General features: G+C 43.8%; 17 protein-coding genes and 1 pseudogene. 12 read left to right on the forward strand and 6 right to left on the reverse strand.

Features of this window, described 5'->3' with window-relative positions; genetic code table 11:
- Positions 1-359 precede the first annotated feature (359 nt).
- Entirely contained in the window at positions 360-1,589 is a 1,230-nt protein-coding gene (locus tag AC58U0_RS34290) for a PASTA domain-containing protein (protein ID WP_497383185.1), read from the reverse strand.
- Between the two features lie 448 nt (positions 1,590-2,037).
- Here AC58U0_RS34290 and AC58U0_RS34295 point away from each other — a divergent pair, with 448 nt between their 5' ends.
- The 3 genes and pseudogenes from AC58U0_RS34295 (at position 2,038) to AC58U0_RS34305 (ending at position 8,915) form a co-directional block, all read left to right on the forward strand.
- Entirely contained in the window at positions 2,038-3,684 is a 1,647-nt protein-coding gene (locus tag AC58U0_RS34295; protein WP_497383186.1) for a hydroxysqualene dehydroxylase, read from the forward strand.
- 35 nt (positions 3,685-3,719) lie between these two features.
- Positions 3,720-8,408, forward strand: a pseudogene (locus tag AC58U0_RS34300) (AAA family ATPase); the annotation flags it as partial.
- Positions 8,394-8,915, forward strand: coding sequence for a sensor histidine kinase (locus tag AC58U0_RS34305; RefSeq protein WP_497383230.1), 522 nt, complete (start codon positions 8,394-8,396; stop codon positions 8,913-8,915). The pseudogene AC58U0_RS34300 and the gene AC58U0_RS34305, both read left to right, overlap by 15 nt.
- A 55-nt stretch (positions 8,916-8,970) precedes the next feature.
- Here AC58U0_RS34305 and AC58U0_RS34310 read toward each other — a convergent pair whose 3' ends face one another.
- Positions 8,971-9,309 carry a L,D-transpeptidase gene (locus AC58U0_RS34310; protein WP_497383187.1) on the reverse strand — a complete coding sequence of 113 codons (339 nt, stop codon included), beginning with the start codon at positions 9,307-9,309 and terminating at the stop codon, positions 8,971-8,973.
- A gap of 105 nt (positions 9,310-9,414) precedes the next feature.
- Between AC58U0_RS34310 and AC58U0_RS34315 the strand changes: the two genes are divergently transcribed.
- The 4 genes from AC58U0_RS34315 (at position 9,415) to AC58U0_RS34330 (ending at position 12,990) form a co-directional block, all read left to right on the forward strand.
- Complete coding sequence (locus tag AC58U0_RS34315) at positions 9,415-10,584, forward strand: iron-containing alcohol dehydrogenase (protein WP_497383188.1); 1,170 nt, start codon at positions 9,415-9,417, stop codon at positions 10,582-10,584.
- Between the two features lie 147 nt (positions 10,585-10,731).
- A complete protein-coding gene (locus AC58U0_RS34320) occupies positions 10,732-11,265 on the forward strand; it encodes a hypothetical protein (RefSeq protein WP_497383189.1) in 534 nt (177 codons plus the stop codon).
- A gap of 137 nt (positions 11,266-11,402) precedes the next feature.
- Positions 11,403-12,158, forward strand: coding sequence for an AAA family ATPase (locus AC58U0_RS34325; RefSeq protein ID WP_497383190.1), 756 nt, complete (start codon positions 11,403-11,405; stop codon positions 12,156-12,158).
- A gap of 19 nt (positions 12,159-12,177) precedes the next feature.
- Positions 12,178-12,990, forward strand: a complete 813-nt coding sequence (locus AC58U0_RS34330; protein WP_497383191.1) for a sporulation protein — start codon at positions 12,178-12,180, stop codon at positions 12,988-12,990.
- A gap of 113 nt (positions 12,991-13,103) precedes the next feature.
- Here the strand turns inward: AC58U0_RS34330 and AC58U0_RS34335 are convergent, their stop codons facing one another.
- Entirely contained in the window at positions 13,104-13,589 is a 486-nt protein-coding gene (locus tag AC58U0_RS34335) for a phage lytic cycle repressor MrpR family protein (RefSeq protein ID WP_497383231.1), read from the reverse strand.
- Between the two features lie 226 nt (positions 13,590-13,815).
- On the opposite strand from AC58U0_RS34335, the gene AC58U0_RS34340 reads away from it, so the two are divergent.
- Positions 13,816-15,177, forward strand: a complete 1,362-nt coding sequence (locus AC58U0_RS34340) for an APC family permease (protein WP_497383192.1) — start codon at positions 13,816-13,818, stop codon at positions 15,175-15,177.
- Here the strand turns inward: AC58U0_RS34340 and AC58U0_RS34345 are convergent.
- From AC58U0_RS34345 to AC58U0_RS34355, 3 genes are all read right to left on the reverse strand, one after another.
- Positions 15,161-16,048: a LysR family transcriptional regulator gene (locus tag AC58U0_RS34345; RefSeq protein WP_497383193.1), complete on the reverse strand. Its 888-nt coding sequence runs from the start codon at positions 16,046-16,048 to the stop codon at positions 15,161-15,163. The genes AC58U0_RS34340 and AC58U0_RS34345 overlap by 17 nt on opposite strands.
- Positions 16,049-16,130: 82 nt before the next feature.
- Positions 16,131-16,889: a twin-arginine translocase subunit TatC gene (tatC, locus tag AC58U0_RS34350; RefSeq protein WP_497383194.1), complete on the reverse strand. Its 759-nt coding sequence runs from the start codon at positions 16,887-16,889 to the stop codon at positions 16,131-16,133.
- A gap of 38 nt (positions 16,890-16,927) precedes the next feature.
- Positions 16,928-17,161: a MerR family transcriptional regulator gene (locus AC58U0_RS34355; protein ID WP_497383195.1), complete on the reverse strand. Its 234-nt coding sequence runs from the start codon at positions 17,159-17,161 to the stop codon at positions 16,928-16,930.
- 218 nt (positions 17,162-17,379) lie between these two features.
- On the opposite strand from AC58U0_RS34355, the gene AC58U0_RS34360 reads away from it, so the two are divergent.
- The 4 genes from AC58U0_RS34360 to AC58U0_RS34375 all read left to right on the forward strand — a co-directional run bounded on the left by AC58U0_RS34360 (position 17,380) and on the right by AC58U0_RS34375 (position 21,538).
- On the forward strand, positions 17,380-18,987 hold the full coding sequence (locus AC58U0_RS34360) for a flavin monoamine oxidase family protein (RefSeq protein WP_497383196.1): 1,608 nt from the start codon (positions 17,380-17,382) through the stop codon (positions 18,985-18,987).
- Positions 18,988-19,008: 21 nt separating this feature from the next.
- Positions 19,009-19,569: a RidA family protein gene (locus tag AC58U0_RS34365; RefSeq protein ID WP_497383197.1), complete on the forward strand. Its 561-nt coding sequence runs from the start codon at positions 19,009-19,011 to the stop codon at positions 19,567-19,569.
- A gap of 21 nt (positions 19,570-19,590) precedes the next feature.
- Positions 19,591-19,803, forward strand: coding sequence for a twin-arginine translocase TatA/TatE family subunit (gene tatA / locus AC58U0_RS34370; protein WP_029193639.1), 213 nt, complete (start codon positions 19,591-19,593; stop codon positions 19,801-19,803).
- An 892-nt stretch (positions 19,804-20,695) separates the two neighbouring features.
- A complete protein-coding gene (locus AC58U0_RS34375) occupies positions 20,696-21,538 on the forward strand; it encodes an SDR family oxidoreductase (protein ID WP_497383198.1) in 843 nt (280 codons plus the stop codon).
- The last annotated feature ends 32 nt before the right edge of the window (positions 21,539-21,570 follow it).

The raw sequence follows: 21,570 nt of genomic DNA on the forward strand, positions 1-21,570 counted from the left end.
ATCGGATGAACCAACAAATTGGGATTGTTAAGCAAGCGAGCTAATTTTAAAAAATAATACCGTATTTTCGGCGAGTATTACCTGGGGCAAATTGCATTATGAAATTGACTCTTCCGTACAACAATTTGGACGTTATTATTCCTTTTAGGGCATTTTCAAGCGAAATTGTTGTATGTTTTGCAACAATCGATGGGAAATGGTTGGTTTGCTCGACAAAAGTTGTACAAAGTACAACTTTCCTCTATGTGATTCTGCTTATTAGGTGTTCTGTTTTTTAGGTTCACTGCTAGTAGGTATTACGCTCTTTAGGAGTTACGCTCATAGGAGTCACTGTTCTAGCTGTCAACGCTTCCTAAGCATTACTGGCTTCCCTTACTAACCCAAAACGTAACATTGTCGCCCTGCAAACCTTTCGTGCCTGACTTCGGGTCTTGTTTAATGACGGTTCCCTTTGGCTGATCGTTTGCTTCAATCAAAAAATTGTAATGCAGACCGGCAGCCAAGGCTTGCGCTTCGGCATCAGCTTGAGATAGACCTACCAGGTTAGGTATGGCTACTTCCTCGGCTTGTTTGTTCGAATCTCCGAGGGGCTTCGTTGTAGATGGGACAGGTGTATTTGTCGTCGTCGTAGGTGTGGCGGTGGGGATAGGTACCACGACAACAGACTCTGTTTTGGGAGATGGCCAAAGCGCCCAAACTGTGACCAAGACGACGGCCAAAATTGCAATTGCTCCTATCCCTGCCTTACTTAGAGCGCTCAATGATTGTGATCGCTTATCAGCAGCGGGTGCAACCTCGTCCACCTCATCAACTTCATCCTCATCCACTACGTGCTTTTGAATTTTACTCGGGTTTTGATAATGATTTTGCGTGTGGATAGGCCCAGCGTCCTGCTTTTGACCTGAAGATGGTAAACTCCGCAATCCAAAAATCAACGAAGAAAGTGATGCGTGACCTTGGCAGACGAGCTTAATCAGCTTAATTAAAGCCAATTTTTGCTCATATGTCGCAGATGGGATCGGCGTACGCTCCAGATGCGTATGCATCACTTCAAAAGCACCGCTAATCGTCTCCGCGCCAGTAAATAGCTGAATCATTAACCGACAAAGACCGATGGCCCCTTGTGCCTGAGGATCGCCTTTGTCCCAATAATTAATGACGGAAAGTTTGCCGTGATCATCTAACCATAGGTTTTCAGCGCCTACTGTAAATCCTGTAATACGTTCTTCCATTGCGTCAAGCAAGGAAACCCCTAGATCAGCAATCATTGCAATGATAGTATGGAAAGACATTTCTTTCTTGTTAACATGGTTGGAGAATAGTGAGCCTGGCTTGGCTTGCAGAATGATCGTAACCGAATCTTCCTCTACAGCTGTATCCAGGATATGTTGAAACCCGTCATGTATGAAAGCTGCTTTATGATGAAGGGTTCGAATGTAATCTTCACCGACCTGCCCAGGTTGAAGCTCTATTTGATAAAGGAGAACTTTTCGAGTTAGAAATAAATCATCACCATATTGCAAAGTACCATGAGGTAAAGCGACGATCTGTGAATCTGGCACATAGCGCGTACCCATTTTTTTATGCATGGAATATCCATCCTCTCTCTTGATGGCATCATTGGGAGTTGCCTTTATTATATATGATTCGGCGGGATATAGGAATTTAGGTATTAACGCAATCGAGGTGGAATCAGCAAGGTCTGGGTGAATGGTTGTTGTAAAGCTTATTGAAGAAGTCGAGGGAATAACAAAGTTGAGTCTGGATCCAGAGGCAGATAGCAGTTATTTCATTTATTTTACTGTACACTTTTTTTCTCAGTTTTGGAATAAGCTTGAGAAAAATGAGTTGAAAGGTATAGAAGTTGCTGCATAAAGAACCCGAATTTTCTATGAAGCCTTTTCTAGCTGACAAGACTCAGCTGATTTGGGCTTTTTTTCTAACTTCGCAGAACTAAAAGTCTATGATTCAAATGACCTAGATGATATGATAGTTTTACAGATTTTTTTACAATTTGATCCAATATGAGGGGGAACTGTGTTGAAAAAAGTCGTTATTTTGGGCGGCGGTGTTGCCGGGATGAGTGCCGCGCATGAATTGATCGTCAGAGGCTATGAGGTGTCTGTCTACGAGTTTAAAAGTATTCCAGGCGGGAAAGCGAGAAGTATGCCTTTTGTAGGCAGTGGAACTGACGGGAGAAAAGATCTTCCAGGCGAGCATGGTTTTCGGTTATTTCCTCGCTTTTACAGACATGTCATTGATACATTGAAACGAATTCCCTATGAGAATGGAACCGTATATGATAACTTAACAGAAGTGACGCGGTTAGATATTGCCACCTACACAGCACCGCTATTGCCGCTGCTGGCCAAGATTGAATTTAGTTTAGACAATTTTATGGTGGTCATCAGAGATTTATTCGATAATGGCTTAGGTCTAAGTATGGATGATCTGGAGCAATACGGACGTAAGCTATGGCAAGTCATGACGAGCTGTGATGAACGCATTCGCGAGGAATATAACCTCATCGATTGGTGGAATTTCATTGAGGCAGATCAACAATCCCCTGCATTTCAAAAAATATTCGCTGGATTCACCAAAACCCTCGTTGCTTGTCAATCCAAAATTGCAAACACACAAACTGTCGGCCCTGTAGCTGTTCAAATGACACTAGATATCACCACACCAGGCACGAGCTTCGTTCGTCTCTTGAACGGTCCAACGAATGACAAATGGGTGAACCCTTGGCTAACTTTTTTACGAGATCAGGGAGTTGATTACCATTTAGCGGCAAAAGTTGAAAGCATCGACTGCGTGGATGGCGTTATTCGCAGTGCGAAGGTGACGGAGAACGGTAAGACCTTCGATGTAGAAGCTGATTATTTCATAGCTGCATTCCCGGTTGAAGTGATGGGTAAATTCATTACGGACGCTATGGTACAAGCCGACCCAACACTTGTTGGTGTGCAAAAGCTTGTTGATTCCGTCGCATGGATGAATGGCATTCAGTATTATTTGAAGGAAGAACTGCCAATCACTCATGGACATGTTATATACTTAGATGCACCTTGGTCGCTGACCTCAGTATCCCAGAAGCAATTTTGGCCGGATGTCGACCTTAGCCAGTATGGTGATGGTACAGTGAAGGGTGTTTTATCCGTCGATATTTCGGATTGGGACACACCTGGCGTATTATTCGGTAAATCGGCAACACTTTGCACGGCTGAAGAGATTAAAGCCGAAGTATGGGCACAGATGAAATTAAGCTTGAACGTGGATGGTGCCGTTATCCTAGAAGACGATGTTCTGCATTCTTGGTTCTTGGATACGGATATTCAATTTGAGAATCCCGAACATGCATGCACGAATATGGAACCCCTACTTATTAATCGTGTGGGTACTTGGGATGACCGTCCAGAAGCGTATACCGCAATTCCGAATCTGTTCCTTGCTGCTGATTACGTACGTACGAATACAAACCTTGCGACGATGGAAGGCGCTAATGAAGCGGCACGACGCGCAGTTAATGCCATACTGAAACAAGATGGTTCGACGGAAGAGCCTTGTGAAATATGGGAAATGTACACATTTGAGTTTATGCATATCGATTTATTGAAACCTTATCATCATCATGACAAGCGACGGTTTGAGAAGGGGCTTCCTTGGGATGGAAAGCTTTTTTAGGAATACCTAGCAGCTAGTTTTACTAGGAGGATTTTATGCTAATTTTGCCGGAATACGAGTTGATCAGACAAATCTATCAAGGTGAACGGACTGTACTCTATCGTGCTGTTCATAAGCCGTCTATGGAAAAAGTAATTATCAAAACCTTACGTTCTGACTTTCCTGTTTCAGCAGATATCGCTAGATTGAAACGTGAGTACGAGATTGGCAGAATGCTGGACTTTACCGGTATTGTTAAGCCATTGGCGCTGCCAAAGCATCAAAACAGCCTAGCTCTCATCTTGGAAGACTTTGACGGTGAGACCTTATCGGCGTATTTCCCTATGTTTCGTCAGTCCATACAAGCCTTTCTCAAAGCAGCTATTCAATTGGTTAAAATAGTCGGGGATATTCATCAGCGTTACGTTATACATAAGGATATTAAGCCTAGCAATATTATTATTAATCCCGATAAGCAGATCATGAAGCTGGCTGATTTCAGCATTTCCTCTTTTACGAGAGAGCGTCAAGAAATGCTAGATCCGTTGATGCTAGAAGGAACACTAAGCTATATGTCACCTGAGCAGACTGGTCGTATGAATCGTATTATCGATTACCGAACGGACTACTACTCCTTAGGGGTCACGTTCTATGAAATGCTCACCGGACGTCTTCCGTTTCAAACGGAAGATCCGGTGGAGCTGATTCATTGCCATTTTGCCGTGACGCCGACTCCTCCCGAAAGCTTGCGGATGGGCATACCGAAGCCGCTATCCGATATTGTCATGAAGCTTCTTGCTAAAAATGCGGAAGATCGATATCAGAGCGCCTACGGCATTATTCAGGATCTCGAGCACATCTTGATGCTGAGCAATTCCGGAGAAGAAATGACGGAATTTGCGGTTGGGCTCTATGACATGACGGACATGTTCCAGATACCTCAAGGGTTGTACGGACGAGCTCAGGAAATCGAAAATCTGCTGCATGTTTACGGACGTGCGGTGCATGGATCGCTGGAGGCCGTTTGGGTAACCGGGGAATCTGGTTATGGCAAATCGTTTCTCATCGCCGAGACGATGAAGACGATCATGAAGGACAATGGCTGGTTCTTATCCGGCAGATTCGAGCCGAACAAACAGCATGTCTCGTATCATGCGTTGTCTAAGGCACTGCGTCAGTTAGTCCGTCAGCTTCTAACGGAGAAAGATCATCAAATCGAAGAGTATCGCGGACGATTGCTGAAGGTACTGGGAACAAGTGGGAAAGTACTGACGGATCTCGTTCCGGACCTTGAGCTCCTAATCGGTAAGCAGCCCGTTGCGAAGCAGCTTCCTCCGCAAGAAGCACAGAATCGATTGCATTTCTTATTGCAGCAATTTCTGCTAATCTTCTGTGTGAAAGACCGGCCCATCGTGTTGTTTCTAGATGATTTGCAGTGGGCTGATGCGGCCTCCTTACAGTTTCTTGATCTGCTTTTGAACGATTCACAAATGAAGTATTTCCTTTTCATAGGTTCCTATCGAAGCGAGTACGACACTAATTGGTTATCATCAACCCGTGTGCAATTGCTGGACAAGCTCCCAGAGCGCCTTGTTACGGAACGAATTATTTTGCAGCCACTGGAAATTGCGGATGTAAAGCAGTTGATTGCGGAGTCGTTGAAAACCGAGCAGCAGCAGGTAGTTGAGCTGGCACAGCTCGTTCTGCAAAAAACCGGAGGGAATCCTTTTTTCGTCAAACAATTTTTAACTGCTTTACACGAGCAAAATTTACTCACCTTTAATTATGAAATTAATCGTTGGATATGGGATATTGGTGAAATTCAGAAGCTTAGAATTACCGATAATCTTATGTTCCTCCTAGCTGAAAAGCTGCAGCGTATGCCACCTAGAACGCAATACTTATTGCGGCTTGCTGCTTGTTTGGGTGTCTCCTTTGACCTGGAAGCACTTGGTATTATTGCTAAGATGTCCTTTACAGATATACTGCATGAGTTGGAAATTGCTATCCAAAACGGATTGATGATACCAGTTGGAACAGATTATAAGTTTTTTATCGAGATCCAAGGGAACTCAACTGCACGGGACATACGTTTTATGTTTGTGCATGATTCCATTCAAGAAGCTGTCTATGGATCCATTGAAGAATCCATGCTGCCAGAAATGCATTTGAACATCGCGCATCAGCTGCTGGAGCATTTAACTGAAGAGCAGGCCGAGCCCCGGTTATTCGATATCGTCAACCATATGAATATCGGCTCTAACTTATTAACGGAGCGGAAGGAACTTATCCAGCTTCTAGAATTTAATCTCAGTGCAGGCCGCAAGGCTAAATCCTCGAATGCTTATCGTTCGGCACTGCAGTACTACAATAAAGCACTAGCTTTGCTGAAGTTGGTAGAGAGTGTGGAGTTAAATGACCTTAGCTTTTCCATTCGACTGGAGAAGTCAGAAGTACTTTATCTGAATGGTCAGGCGGATGAAGCCGAGATATCCTATGAAGAGCTGCTTGTAGATGCCCGTACGAACGAACTTAAGTTGGAAGTTTATAACTTACAAGTGATTCTATACACGAACGTCGGTAAGCAGCATAAAAGTGTGGAAGTCGGATTGAAAGCATTAGCCGAACAAGGCATCCGTGTATATAAAGAACCTACGGGCGTGAACATTTTTTTCGAATATATGAAGCTGAAAGCAATGATTGGGCGGAAGAATACACTTCAGCTGTACGATTTACCGATTATGGAAGATGAATATACAACCAAATTAATGAACTTAATGATGAGTATTGCCATCTCCGCCTATTTCGTGAATACGAATTTGTTCGTTTTGTTCATGTTCATCATGACGAAGCATGCCTTGAAGTATGGCAATACCCCCATGATGGCCTATGTATATGGATCCTATGGCTTGATTCTGGGCTCGGGCTTCGGGGATTTTCAGCTGGGCTACCAATATGGGCAGCTTGGCGACCGCATGAATGCCAGATTTCAATCTCATCAATTCCGCAGCAAAAGCCATTTCTCATTTGGGTTGTTCGTGACGCCTTGGGTAAAGCCTTTGCAGGTGTGTTTAGAGCATTTGAAGGAATCGTTCCGAAGCGGGATCGAGGACGGTGACTTGGTTTTCGCAGGTTATGCCCTAACATATCAGGTTTTGGTAAAGGATTTTCAAGGTGTTGTCCTTTCGGAAGTGCAAGAAGATCTAGCTAAAAACTATCGGATATTGGAACAGACCAATCATCATGACACCCTGCTCATGTTAGAAATGCTCCGTATGGTCATTCATAATTTGGAAGGGAAGTCTGAGAATCCCCTGATTATCGGCAAGGATGAGGAAGAGGAAAATCAATTTGTCCGTAAACTGGAGGTCCACCCGAACCAAGTTATTATTCATGAGTATACGGTAAAGAAAATGATGCTGAATTATTTGTTTGGTCAATATGACGAAGCTTTAAAGTTTGGTAAAGATGCGGAACCTATGCAGTCTGTTTCTTTCGGTCTGTTTCATATTCCTGAGAACTATTTCTACTTTGCTTTATCTATAGCTGCAAAATATAAAGAGGCTGCGATCTTAGAGCAGAAGATGCTCGCCAAACAGATGAGAAAGATGCTTCGCAAGATGGATAAATGGGCTGCCCATTGTCCGGAAAACTTTATGCATATTAGTCTATTAATGCATGCAGAGTGGAACCGTATAACGGGCCATTTCCAGAAAGCGGAGCAAGAATACGAAACGTCAATCCGGCAAGCAAGAGAGCAGGGATTCATCCAGCATGAGGCGATAGCCTGTGAGCTGGCGGGGAAGATGTACAAGGAAGCGGGACGTGAAAAGATTGCCAAAACCTTTTTCGTCGATGCGTATTACGGTTATCTAAGCTGGGGTGCCAAGGCAAAGGCCGAGGAGTTAATGCTGCGTTATCCGGGCTATTTAACATCACTTAAGGAGTCGAAGGATTGGGGCACAACCAAAATAAGTGACTATTCCCTTCAGGCGCTTGATTTTATGACGATTATGAATACGTCTAGGTCGTTGTCGAGTGAAGTTAACTTGGAGCAATTGATCAAACGGTTAATGGAAATTGTAACTTATTCGTCTGGCGCGGAGAGAAGCATCCTTGTCTTGAAGGAACGTGACAGCTTATTCGTGGAGGCTGAGATGCTAGCCATCGACGGTAAGGATTCTTGTACCGTAAGCTCTGTTCTACTAGAAACAAGAGAAGATCTCCCAACGGCTGTGATTCAATTCGTTGCAAGAACCAAGGAAGGCGTAGTTCTCGATGATGCCGAAAATAAGGGATTCTTTACACATGATCCGTATATTCGGGCAACGGAGAGTAAATCGATATTCTGCGAGCCGATCCTGCATCAGGGCAATCTAGTCGGCGTCTTCTATCTTGAAAATAATTTGATTCGCAATGCCTTTACATCTGACCGTCTTGATATTATCAAGCTATTGTCTGCTCAGGCTGCAATATCTATCGAGAATGCAAGACTCTATAATGATTTAGAGTCCAAGGTCAAAGAACGGACGAACGAATTGATCTTGATGGAGACGTCGCGCCGAGACTTGCTGTCCAATATTTCCCATGATTTGGGCACGCCGCTCACGTCCATTCAGGGTTATGTAGAGGCTATTCTGGATGGGGTTATTCAAGAGCCTGAGGAACAGAGAAAGTACCTTTCGGTCGTTCATATGCGGATTGTCGGCATTCAGCGGCTCATTACGGATCTGTATCAGTTAAGTCGCCTTGAGACGAAGCAGTTCCATTTTCAGCTAGCTCCAACCTCATGCGGTACGATGGTGCGTCAGCTTTTTGCAAAGTATGAGCTGGATGCAGCGAATGCTGGAATTACCTATACGTTGGACATGGTACATTCGGAAGGCGAAGAACTGCTTTTAACGGTAGATACAGATCGTATTGAACAGGTGTATGCAAATATTTTGTACAATGCAATTAAATTTTCCACTAGAGGCGGATTCATTGATGTTCACGTGGCAATCAAGGATGAGCCGAGCGAGTTAGTGATTCGGGTTACCGATACTGGTGTGGGGATTAGCGAAGAGGATCTTCCGCATATTTTTGAGCGGTTCTACAAAGTCTCTAAATCACGCAGCACGTCTGGCGGCAGTGGTCTAGGACTTGCGATTGCTAAGGAGATTGTACAGTATCACGGTGGCCAGATTTGGGCGGAAAGCCGCCTTGGAAAAGGATGCAGCATCTCATTCTCGTTACCAGTGCATCGAATTTAAGCCCCGAGAACCGTATACATCACATGATTCCGTGTGCGGTATACGGTTTTTTGGGTTAAGGTCGAATGGTAACTCTGGTGTGAATGGGCACAAGTGCGGCTAATTCAAGCACATCTTCGTTGTACATGCGGATACAGCCGTGAGATGTTCTCTTTCCTACGGAAGAAGGATCATTCGTGCCGTGGATACCATAATGAGGTTTGCTTAAACCCATCCAGAAGACGCCGAAAGGGCCGCCGGGACGTGGCTGCTTATTGATAATGAAAAATTCACCCGTGGGTGTATTGGTTACCATTTTACCAATACCAACTGGGAATCCACGTACAACGCGATTTGCATCCAACAGATATAATTGAAAGTCAGAAAGATCAACAATAATTCGGTAATTGGGCATAGGATTGTCACCTCAATCTATTCTATGTAAAGTAGAACGATTTCGATATTGAAACTTACATGTGATATACTGCTGTAGATATCAGTCACCGAAGGAGAAACAGTCATGCAATCATTTCTACAGTTTAATCCAACAAAATTATGGTTTGGCCAAGGTCAAATTGAACAGCTGCAGCAGGAACTTGGTACGACGGGCAAGCGAGTATTGCTTGTGTACGGCGGTGGAAGCATTAAGAAAAATGGCGTATACGATGCTGTAGTGGAACAGCTTATACATATGCAAGCAGAAGTGTTTGAAATGTCCGGAGTGGAGCCTAATCCACGGCTTACCACTGTTCGTAAGGGCATTGATATTTGCCGCGATAAGCAAATTGAGCTCATTCTGGCCGTTGGCGGGGGGAGCGTGATTGATTGTGTCAAAGCGATTTCCGTGGGCGTTTATTATGATGGGGATGTTTGGGACATCATTACTCGGAAAGCTGCGCCTCACAAAGCGCTTCCTTTCGGAACGGTTTTAACACTTGCGGCAACAGGTTCTGAGATGAATAATATTTCCGTCATCACACATTGGGAGAAAAATGAAAAGCGGGGTTGGAGCAGTCCTTTCGCTTATCCGGCTTTCTCTATTTTAGATCCGACGTATACTTATTCTGTACCTCTGGATCAAACCGTTTATGGCATCGTGGATATGATGTCTCATGTGCTGGAGCAGTACTTCCACCGGACGGAAAATACAACTATGATTGATCGTTTCATGGAGTCAGTCCTCTTGACAGTCATAGAAGCTGCGCCGAAGCTGCTTGCCGATCTTACCAGCTATGAGCATAGAGCAACGGTCATGTATGCGGGGACGACTGCTTTTAACGGGCTGCTGTCCAGCGGCACAGATGGTGGAGATTGGGCATCGCATCAGATCGAACATGGCCTATCCGCTGTTTATGATATTCCGCATGGCGGTGGGCTTGGGATTGTATTCCCGAACTGGATGAAGCATTGTGCTGAGGAAGATCCTTCGCGCATGAAGAAACTGGCGATTGCAGTCTTCCGTATCGATCCATCGGACAAAACGGATCATGAAATCGCGCTTGAAGGGATTGAAGCACTGCGAAGTTTCTGGAATTCCCTTGGTGCGCCAAGTCGGTTAGGGGATTATGGAATCGATGATTCTAGGGTAGAGGAACTAGTCCATAAATCATTCATGAAGGACAAAGTGGGGCAATACAAAATGATGACGAGGGAAACAGTCAGAGATATTTTGATTCGATCTTTAGTCTAAGAGATAAGCTATCCCGATGTAGATTGATCTACGCGGGGTGGCTTTTGTTTGTATGCAAACATTAAAATTGCATAAACTCGTAGAGAAAGGATCAATTATCGTGTAAAGTTAATGGAGATAACCCATATTATGTAAAGGCTCAAGGGAGTGGATTTAATCAAAATTCGAATTCTTGGAGCTTGTGGCAGCGGGAAATCCGATCGTGTCTTTTATTTTTGGTTACTCACTTTTTTGTTCATTAGTGCTTCATGTTTTTATTTGATAGGCCTAATGACATTTAGAGCAAGGCCAAGTGGCGCAATTTCAGGGAATGGTAATCCTGCGATCATCATCATGCTTGTTGCAATTCCCATATATGCAGTGTTGCTAGTTATGACTTCGATGTTTTTTTATAACATTAAGCGTGTAACTAGGATAAAAAAAGGCTTGATCATCTTTTTTATAAGCTTACTCCTAGTTTTTTGTGTTTTAGGAGAGATCAATGAAGTCAAATGGCATCTTGATACACTGAATGGAGGACCTAACAGTTCGAATTCAATTATTTATAGGTGGAGATGGTTCAATCAGTATACAAACACCATTTTTTTTAATGTAAATAGCTTTTTTTTTGGGATAGCCCTTTCAGGAATGTTGGGGTGTATACTTTCAATCAAGAAAAATCGTGAAGGACAACAAACATGAAAAAACCTCTTGGCATAGGCATCTCTGGAGGCACCGGAGCTGGAGTCTGTAGATGTTGAAAGATTAATAGGTGATATCAACAGGAATTAACATGCCGAGAATCTCGTTTCTGATCGTGTAAAGAAAGGAAAGCTCAAATGCCATTCTTAAAACGAATTTCCCTGGATTGGTCCCAGTTGAAACCAGAGGATAGAGAACAATTTCCATACCAAATACCAACCATTCAATCCTTCAATGAATACAATTTTGAATCTAACGTCACATTTTTTATTGGCAATAATGGGTCAGGGAAGTCTACTTTACTTGAGGCAATTGGCATATCATGCGGATTCAGCGTTGTAGGCGGCAAGGATCTAACGATTTCGAAGGAAAAAGACGATGTATCTTTAGCGAGTATTATGCGGCTGTCTTGGCTTCCTAGGGTTAAGGAGGGGTTCTTTTTCCGTGCCGAGACATTTGATACGTTTGCCGGTTATATTGATGAACTCGCGAAAGACCCCTACGTAGGGCAATCAGCGTATGCACCCTATGGAGGGAAATCGTTGAATCAGCAGTCGCACGGACAAGCCTTTTTAACTTTTTTGAAAAATAGATTAGGCGGTAAGGGATTATATCTCTTAGACGAGCCAGAGTCGGCCTTATCCCCGCAAAACCAATTAGCATTCTTGCGAATGATATGGGAATTGGAGCAGTTGGGCCAAGCGCAGTTTATCATCGCTACTCATTCTCCGATTTTGATGGCGTACCCAAACGCGAAGATTCTACAATTTTCTGAAACGACGATTGAACCAATCGCGTATGAAGATACAGATCATTTTACTCTGACGAGAGACTTTTTAAATCACAGAGAGCGCTATTTTCGAGCTTTGTTTGAGGAAGACACTAACAATTAAGCAACTGGGGGAATCAGAAATGGCATTTTTCAAGAAAATGTTAGCACGCGTTGGGATTGGGAATATCGATATCGACACGCAGTTTCATACGGAGGATTTTATTCCGGGGGAGCTGGTTGAAGGCGTCGTTATTGCCAAAGGCGGAAAAGTGGAACAGAAGGTGGATAAAATCTACTTTCAAATCATGACGGAATATAAGAAGCCTGTGGAGACAGATGCTAATCGCGATGGGCGAACTGAAACTCGTATGGAGAATGAAACCATCGTTATTGCCAACATGCTGCTTGGTGAAAGTCTTGTGATTGCAGCGGATGAAACGATTGAGATTCCTTTTCAATTCGTATTGCCGCATGAAACGCCAATCTCAATCGGTGTCAGCCCGATCTGGGTGCGCACAGGTTTAGACATTGATAATGCGGTTGATCCTTCGGATCGTGATGATATTGAGGTTCAGGCACATCCACATACAGCGGTTGTTTTTGAAGCTCTGGAAGAACTCGGATTTCATTTGCATCAAGCGGAGAATGAGTATTATTTACAACGAGATTATCATTTACCGTTTATTCAAAAGTTTGAATTTGTCCCCTATCAAAATGGCGAATACCGCAGTTCGGTGGATGAACTTGAACTCATCTTCTATCCGAATGAGGACGGTGTAGAGATTATCCTAGAATTCGATCGTAAAACGCGTGGTTTCAAAGGATTTCTATCGGATATGTTGGATACGGATGAGTCTCATCATCGCTACTTTTTCAATCTAGAAGAGCTGGAAGAAGGTTCTTCCTCAGTAGCGGATCAGTTCAGGGGGATCTTTGACGAGTTGTTGGAGTAATACATAAAAAGAGGCTGTCACCAACGGTAGGATGATTACCGGAGGGACAGCCTCTATTCATTTCAACGTTAGTTTCCATAATAAGAGTCTCTAAGAGCCTCCGCATCCATCCATTATGCATGTGCTAATTGTTTGAATTCAAGTTTTCCTGTCGTTAAATACGTGAGTTCCGGTGTTGAGAAAAATTCAGCTAATCGCCGAAGTCTCATATATATCGTTCGCAAAATAACGGAATCCATCTCTGTGATCATGCTGCGATTTGCAATAAAATCACGCATGCTCACCTTGATGAGATAATCGCTATCTCGTAGATCGGTTATCAGTTGTTTATTGGGTAGGTCTCCGTAGTTGACTATGTATTTCGTTTGTCCCAGAGCACTATGATACAGTTCAGCACATTTTCGCGTAATTTGTACTTGCCTCTTTGCTCCCATGGAGTCAGTGACTGTAAGTATTTGATTTTTGGCATCTAATGAGTTCTTTTTCAAATAAACAATTTCGTGAGAGGCAATACCCTCTGTGAGTAAACGAACGATGATGGCATCTTGCGGATTGATACAGCGAGTCTCGATAAATTGAATTTGTTCTAATGTAATAATACGAAATCAGCATCCCTTCAAATGTGTAAATTGGATTTCAGTAAACTTTCATTCGGCTTTCAGTAATAAGCAACTATATATTCTATGCGGGATAAAAATCGATTATGACTGTTTAGAATAAATAATTATTACCTCTATTTTCATGAAGAAGCAGGGAATGCTTGGCTTATGCAGAAGATGAGTGTATATATTTATGAGTGGAGTTTAGAGGGAGGGGCTGCTGAATATGGTGAATGAAGATGGGAAATTGAAGAAGGTGTTGGGCTTACGAGATTCGATTGGTATCGCCCTCGGACAAATTATTGGAGCGGGTATCATGTCAATAACTGGCATTGCCATTGCTTTAACGGGGTCTGGTGTACCGCTTGCTTTCGTGCTTTCCTCTGTTTTTATGCTCATCATCACGATTCCTCTTGCCGTATTAGGATCAGTACTTCCTACGACTGGAGGCATGTATACATACACGAGTCGTTTACTTTCTCCGAATGCTGGATTTGTCTATTTAATCCTATTTACATTCGGTCATTTGACCATCGCTGTGTATGCCATATCATTTGCACAATATTTACAGGGAATCATGCCTGGTACGCCGATCATGCTTGTTGCTTTCATTGTGCTGACTTTTTTCTATCTGATTAATTTATTTGGGATCAAGTTCATGTCATCATTAGGTAAAGTGCTCGTAGCGATTAAGCTGCTGTCACTTCTTGTTTTCATCGTATGGGGAATTTCGAAGGTCGATTATTCGGTGTTTCATCCAGCTGAGATTTTTCCTCAGGGAATAGGGAGCTTTCTTACAGCGGTTGGAATCACATCCTTTGCGTCTGGAGGCGCTTATGCTGTAGTTGAGCTCGGAGGCGAAATGAAGCGGCCGCAAAGGGATATTCCGCTTACCATTTTTATCAGTAGTGGTATAGTTGCCATGCTTTATATAGGCATTGGCATCGTGGCAACCGGAGTTCTGCCGATTTCCGAAGTTGCAGGAGAGTCGCTTTCAGATGTGGCGAGAACGATATTGCCCAATCCATTGTTCCTATTTTTTATCATAGGCGGGGCCATGTTTGCACTGGCTTCTACACTCAATGTGACGTTTTCCTGGGTGACGAGGGGGTTGCTGGTGGCATGTCGCGATCGTTGGCTACCAGCATCGTTCGGCGCGGTTAATCGAAGGTATGGCACACCGCATTGGCTGCTCACGTTTTACTATCTGCTTGGGGTCATCCCCATTGTGACAGGAGTATCTTTGACTACGATTTCCCAATTAGGGGTTGGCATCTTACTTCTTTCCAGTATTTTCCCCGTACTTTCTGCCATTCAGCTTCCACACAAGTACCCTGAGCTTTATCGCAAAGCGCCTTTTACTATGAAGCCAAGCCTGCTTTACACTATTGTCATCATAGCCGTTGGTTTACTTGCCTTTCAAGTCTATTTACTGCTCAGCCGATTGTCGGCTCCATTAATTGTAGGTAACATAGTGCTTGTTGCAGTATCCATTGTTTATGTGATGATTGTCGGCAAACGCCGAATAAATAAACATGCTTCTAACGCAGCTGCAAGCGATAGTCGCGATATCAAATTGTTGCAATAATTGTTTTCAGTTCTTTCGTAAACTCTTTGCAGGGCAGGGACTGATGGCGATTCTTTAGACGTAAGGAGCAGAAGGAAATATCCATATCCTCTCCGGTGATTTCTAATGCAACTATGCTGCCTGTTTGGACATAGGGGTCGTATTTCAGACCGATTTCCGTATAAAATCCAATGGCAATACCTTCCGCAATCACTCGTTTGGCAGCCTCTGAATTCCCTAGCTTAAATAAAATATTCGGCTCTCCATACTTTTTTAATTTACTAATAAGATACTCCGAATTCAGGAGGATCGGTTGATGTACAAGTTCTTCTAAGGAGATGCTTTTTCGATGAGCCAGTGGGGAGTTTTTCCCCACACATGCCATCACTCTGCTGTCCATCAACGTCTCTGTGATCAATTTTTTATTCGTTTCTTCATAATTCCGGGATACGGCGATTAGACCAATGTCTACTTTACCGCTTTGGACTTCTTGTTTAATTTGCGGATAATCAAGTTCCAACATTTCAAGCTCAACGCCAGCATGTTTTGCTTTGAAAATCGCCAAGGTTGAGGGTAAAACACTCAAGCATAGGCTAGGTACGGAAGCGATAGAGAGGAACCCGGAGAGCTGATTGGACTGAAAATCTGCCGTCTCTCGGAGTTCCTCTACTTTGTTAATAATCTCTTCCGCTTTACTTATAATTAATTTCCCATCTTCCGTAGGAACGGCTCCAAAGCGCGAACGCTTAAAAAGCTTAACCCCAAGCTCTTCTTCCAGACTCACAATGGCCTGGCTGATATTCGGTTGGGAGACGTGAAGCTTTTCGGCAGCTAGGGAAATCGAACCAGTTTGATTGATTTCAATGATATAGAGAAGTTGTTCAATCCGCATAGTTCTCCTTTTTTTGGGAAGCTATTTATGTCGTAAATATATCCCAAATGCGGACTATAGACAATGATAGGGAAGCCCTATTTTATGAAGCTCCGTACTCAACGCTTAGTTTGCTTAGTTCTTTCATTTGTCCATTAAAGACGAAACGTGATAGTACGACGCTGATTTCATATAAGGCGAATAAGGGGATGGCCACCATGAGATGTGAGATGAGATCTGGCGGCGAAATAAGGCTAGCTACGATGACTAGCACTATGTAGGCATATCTGCGAATTTTGTTCAGGAGCTTTGGATTCAGCAGCTTTAGTCTAGTAAGAAACATGACGACGATGGGAAGTTCGAAGGCAATCGACAATGGCAGCACAATGTTCAGCATGAAGCTAAAATATTGGGCGACGCCGTACGTCGGAGTTAATCCGAGGTTATCGGAAATTTGGGTAGTGAATGTCATACACATGGGGAAAACAACGAAATAAGCAAAAGTTAAACCGATGATGAAACACAGGACAGTATAAGGGATATAACGAAGTGAAGCTGACTGCTCCTCCTTCGTCAGACCTTGTTTAACGAATCCCCAGATCTGATATAGGATAAAAGGCAAAGAAACCGTAATTGATATCACGAACGCAATCATCATATAGAGGCGAATACTATCCATGGGTGAAAATACATGCCATGTCATTTCGGATGCCGGGGGTGTTTGCTTCAAATAGAGGAGGAGCTTCTGGGCAGCAAGAAAGCCGGCAATCATCGTAAGGGCAATAACGATTAGAACTCGAATAATGCGTGTTCGCAATTCGGACAGATGTTCAACGAGAGACATCATTTCTTTTATTGGCATGGAAGGCACCTCCAAAGCTATGTATGGTTGTAATTGTCCTAAGATCCCGCTAGTATACGCTTAAGTTCAACGGTGTGGAAGCCGTCCATCAGCTTTGTGTGAATCTCCATGATGATCTGAATATCCTCAAATGAATATTTACGAACGCCTCCTTTACTTCTTTCTGGGAAAATAAGCTTGCGATCTTCGTAATAACGGATCTGCCTTTCCGATAACCCGGTTAATTCGCTTACCACACCAATTTGAATTACTTTCTTTTTCGTCATCGACATCATCCAACCTCCTAATAATGTTAGATAAATTAACGTTTACATGACATTGTTTACAAGATAACTCTATCATCATGCCCATATCTGATCAAATAACCTATTTTTATCCCGGTATAAGTAATATTTATGTAATGTAATCTTACACATAATAGTGACGAATACATATCCTACTGGTACGTTTAAGGTGCGGTTTATCCAAACTTGAACGAGGAGATGGGAGCATGGAGAAGACACCGATCAAAGAAGATCAAATTACACGTAGACAATTTTTGACCACAGTCGGCAAAATAGGAGGGTCAGCCGCACTCTTTAGTGTTATGGGGACTCTGGGGCTCTTATCCCCAGAAACGATGAAAGCGGCAGATTACACGCCACCTTCAAGTAGGGATCTCACTTCAACGAACCGTAACGGGAAAAAGGTGATCATTCTAGGCGCAGGGATAGCTGGTATGACGGCGGCCTACGAGCTGGGAATGGCGGGATATCAGTGCACAATTTTAGAAGCGAGAGCTCGTTCCGGTGGTAGAGCCTGGACGGTTCGCAGAGGTACGACGGTTACGGAATTAGGAGGCAGCAAGCAGGTTGCGCGCTTTGATAATGGGATGTATTTCAACGCGGGACCGATGCGGATTCCCCAGTTTCATGTGACGTTGGATTATGCTCGTAAATTTGGTGTCGCGATCGAGCCGTTCAACAATGTGAACGAGAGCGGCTACTATTATAACGAAAATGTGGGCGAGTTGTCGGGTGTGAAAATTCCGAAGCGCCAAGCGAAGGCCGATGTTAGGGGCTATGTCGCCGAAATGCTGGCTAAAGCGGTGAATCAGAAAGCACTGGATCTCCCTCTTACAACAGAAGAAAAAGCTAAGCTTGTTACTTATTTGAAGACCGAAGGGGATTTGAACGCAGATCTGTTCTATAAAGGTTCGGAGAGAGCAGGGTATAACGAGGAACCAGGCGGTAAATTCGACGCTGGCGTACGCAGAGATCCATTTAGTTTAAAAGCGATCATAAATTCCGGTTTTGGGCAATTTTTTAGCAGCGAATACAGTTATGATCAACAAATGATGATGTTTCATCCGGTAGGCGGGATGGACCAAATTGCTAAAGCGTTTGAGAAGCGTGTGGGCGACCGAATCGAATTCCATGCAGAGGTTCAGGAAATTAAGCAATCCTCCGATGGTGTTCGTATCCTGTATAAGGACTTGAATAGTGGCGCCAGCAAGGAAGCTGCCGGAGACTACTGCATATGTACGATTCCATTACCTGTCCTTAAGGATATCAAGGCTGATTTCTCTGCCGAAATGTCTACCGCAATTTCTAAAATTAGCTATGCATCTGCCGGTAAAATTGGCCTCCAATTCAAACGTCGGTTCTGGGAGGAAGATGAGTACATTTATGGCGGAAGCTCGCTGACGAACATGGACATTTCCAGTATTTATTACCCGCCGACTGATTATTTTGCCAAAAAGGGACTCCTCTTAGGCTATTATGCCTTCGGGGGTAACGCTGACAAGATTGGTAAAATGACACCTGCCCAAAGGGAGGATCACGCATTAAGCCAAGGAGCGAAGATTCATCCGCAATATTATAAAGAGTTTGAGGCCTCATTCTCCATCGATTGGAAGAAGATTAAATATAATCTTGGCGGATGGGCTTCCTATACGGCGGACGATCGCAAAACGTATTACCCTACCCTGTGTAAGCCTGATGGTCGCATTTATTTGGCTGGGGAACATATCAGCTATATTACCGCTTGGCAAGCAGGGGCGATTGAATCTGCGAGGAAAGTGGTTACCGAAATTCATGAGCGTGTAATGAAAGAGTAGACTTTTGAGGAGCGATGAACGATGATGATAACGAAGAAAGTGAAAACCATTGCAGCCGTCACATTAGGTTCATGCCTCATATGTGTCAGCGCCTATGCAGCCGGAACGGAAAAATCTAGTAAATACCCATCAGAGCCAATTAATGAAGTTGAATTCTATGGAAACCCAGCGTCCTCGATCTCTGCCGGAGTGTCCATACCTGCAGGCTCTTCCTACTTATTCACAAGCGGAACAGTGCCGCCTGTTCTTAATAAAGAGGGTAAGACGGTTTATGAGCGCTATGGCGATACCAAAACGCAAGGCATCGGAATTTTGAAGGAAATTGAGAAGCAATTGAAAGAGAAGGGATTAACCCTTGCTGACGTCGCTTATCTTCGTGTATATCTTACAGCAGATGCGGCCAAAGAAGGCAAATTCGACTATCAAGGTTGGTTTGATGCCTACGCACAATTTTTTGGAAATGAAGCGAATCCGGTTAAACCAGCTCGCTCCACGGTTGGTGTGGCAGGACTCGTTAGCTCTGATTGGCTTATAGAGATCGAAGCTGTAGCGGTATATCCGAAGCATCATAATCAAAACTAAAGAAACGGAGTTGATGATCCTATGCTGCAAAATATCGGCTTTCCTGGTCTCATGTTAATCTTAGTTGTTGTGTTAGTCTTGTTTGGTCCATCCAAGCTTCCAGAGCTTGGTCGCGCGGTGGGACGCACGCTGCATGAGTTCAAAAACTCTGCGCGGGAACTTGTCTCCGAGGGCAAAGAGGTTCCCGAGCATGTAGAGCCAGCTGATAAGCTGCTCGAGAAGGCAAAAGTATAAAGGATGCTCAGACAACCTGTATCTGTGATTGTTCTCTTTGGAAGAGAGCATCTGGATACAGGTTTTTTTGTGTTTTTGGGTTGGGGGGAGGTGAGGCGAAGGTGAAGCACTGCCCTGTTTTAACGGGAAGCGAAATCTGAAAGTTGTACTGTGATCAACAATTTCGATGGTTTCTTCTCAAGAAACTGTAGATGTTGTATTTTGTGCAACAAATTAGCCTTATTTCTTTCTGGAGAGCTACTTTTGGGTGATATTGTTGTATTTTCTACAACATTCGCGTGGAGAACGGAGAATTACTAGCCTATTGTTGTACAAATTACAACATTGCTTGAGAAAACCTGGTGGCGGGAGGGGAGAAAGCCTCTCAACAAGACAACGTCTGTCGGCTTAGAAAGAAGGAAGAGGAACTACGATGCGTTATTTCTCGATAAAGTTGACTTTTTGAACGTTGAGGTGAACGTAGAGGCGTTAATTTGCCATTTTGGGCTCAAATATGTCTCTCATCAAAGCGAAATTAACGCATCGTCGTTCCGCTACTCTAGCAAATTAGCCGCATTTTAGTAAGATAGAGCATCTACGTTCCGCGCGCGCCTAGCAAAGTAGCAATAATTAGTAAGATGGAGCATCGAAGTTCCTCCTCACGAGGTTTTCGGATGGTTGGAAGAAAACCAACGATTCATTCCGCCTCTGCGTGTAAAGACTAATTGGCAAGATCGACTTGAGGTGAAGCCTCAGGTTTTTTTACATGTGTTTGGATAAATTCAGTCATAAATGGGCAATCACTAGGAGGTTAGCATCTGCTCGAATCAATTATCCTCTTTTACATATCGACATTATGCCTTTTGTATGGGATTATGAAGGAATGTGAGTTGGATAATAGGGGGCAGCCAGGATGAGTTTCACAACGCCGACAGCATTAGTGACTGGCGCATCTAGTGGATTTGGCTTATTAACGTCAATAGCACTGGCCCAAAAAGGGTATCACGTTATCGCAACTATGCGCGACCTTGGTAAAAGCGGAGCATTGCTCGCGCATGCCGAACAAGCTGGTGTAACAAATGCCATCGAAACCATGGCTCTGGACGTAACGATTCATGACTCGATTGAGCAAGTCGTTTCTGATATTATGGACAAGTATGGCAGAATCGATGTTCTCCTTAACAATGCTGGCTTTGCTGTCGGGGGGTATGTGGAAGATGTACCGATGGAAGCGTGGAGATCTCAGCTGGAAACGAATGTATTCGGTGTCATTGCAACAACGAGGGCCGTCCTGCCGCACATGCGCGCACAGCAATCTGGTTGTATTGTTAATGTAAGCAGTGTGAGCGGGCTATCGGCATTTCCTGGCTATGCCCCATATAGCACTTCGAAGTTTGCCATTGAGGGCTTTAGTGAATCGCTTCGTTTGGAGATGATGCCCTTGGGTGTGCGCGTCGTGCTTGTAGAGCCAGGTGCCTATAAGACAGAGATTTGGCGTAAAGGTTTCGAAGCGATCCATACCACGGAAGCTTCTCCTTATTGGAAACGGCTTAGTAAAATGCTTGAATACTCAAGGAAAACCTCTGTGACTGCACCCGATCCGCAGGAAGTAGCCGACCAAATTGCGCGAATTGTAGACAACCCGCGGCCAAAACTCCGTTATCCAATGGGACGTAGTGTAAGGTCGGGGCTGTGGGCGAGAAGTCTTTTGCCATGGAGATGGTATGAAGGCGTTTTGAATCGATTATTGAAATGAAGAAGGATGTATTTGTGTAAGTACGAATAAAC

This window comes from Paenibacillus sp. J31P190, from assembly GCF_059692075.1.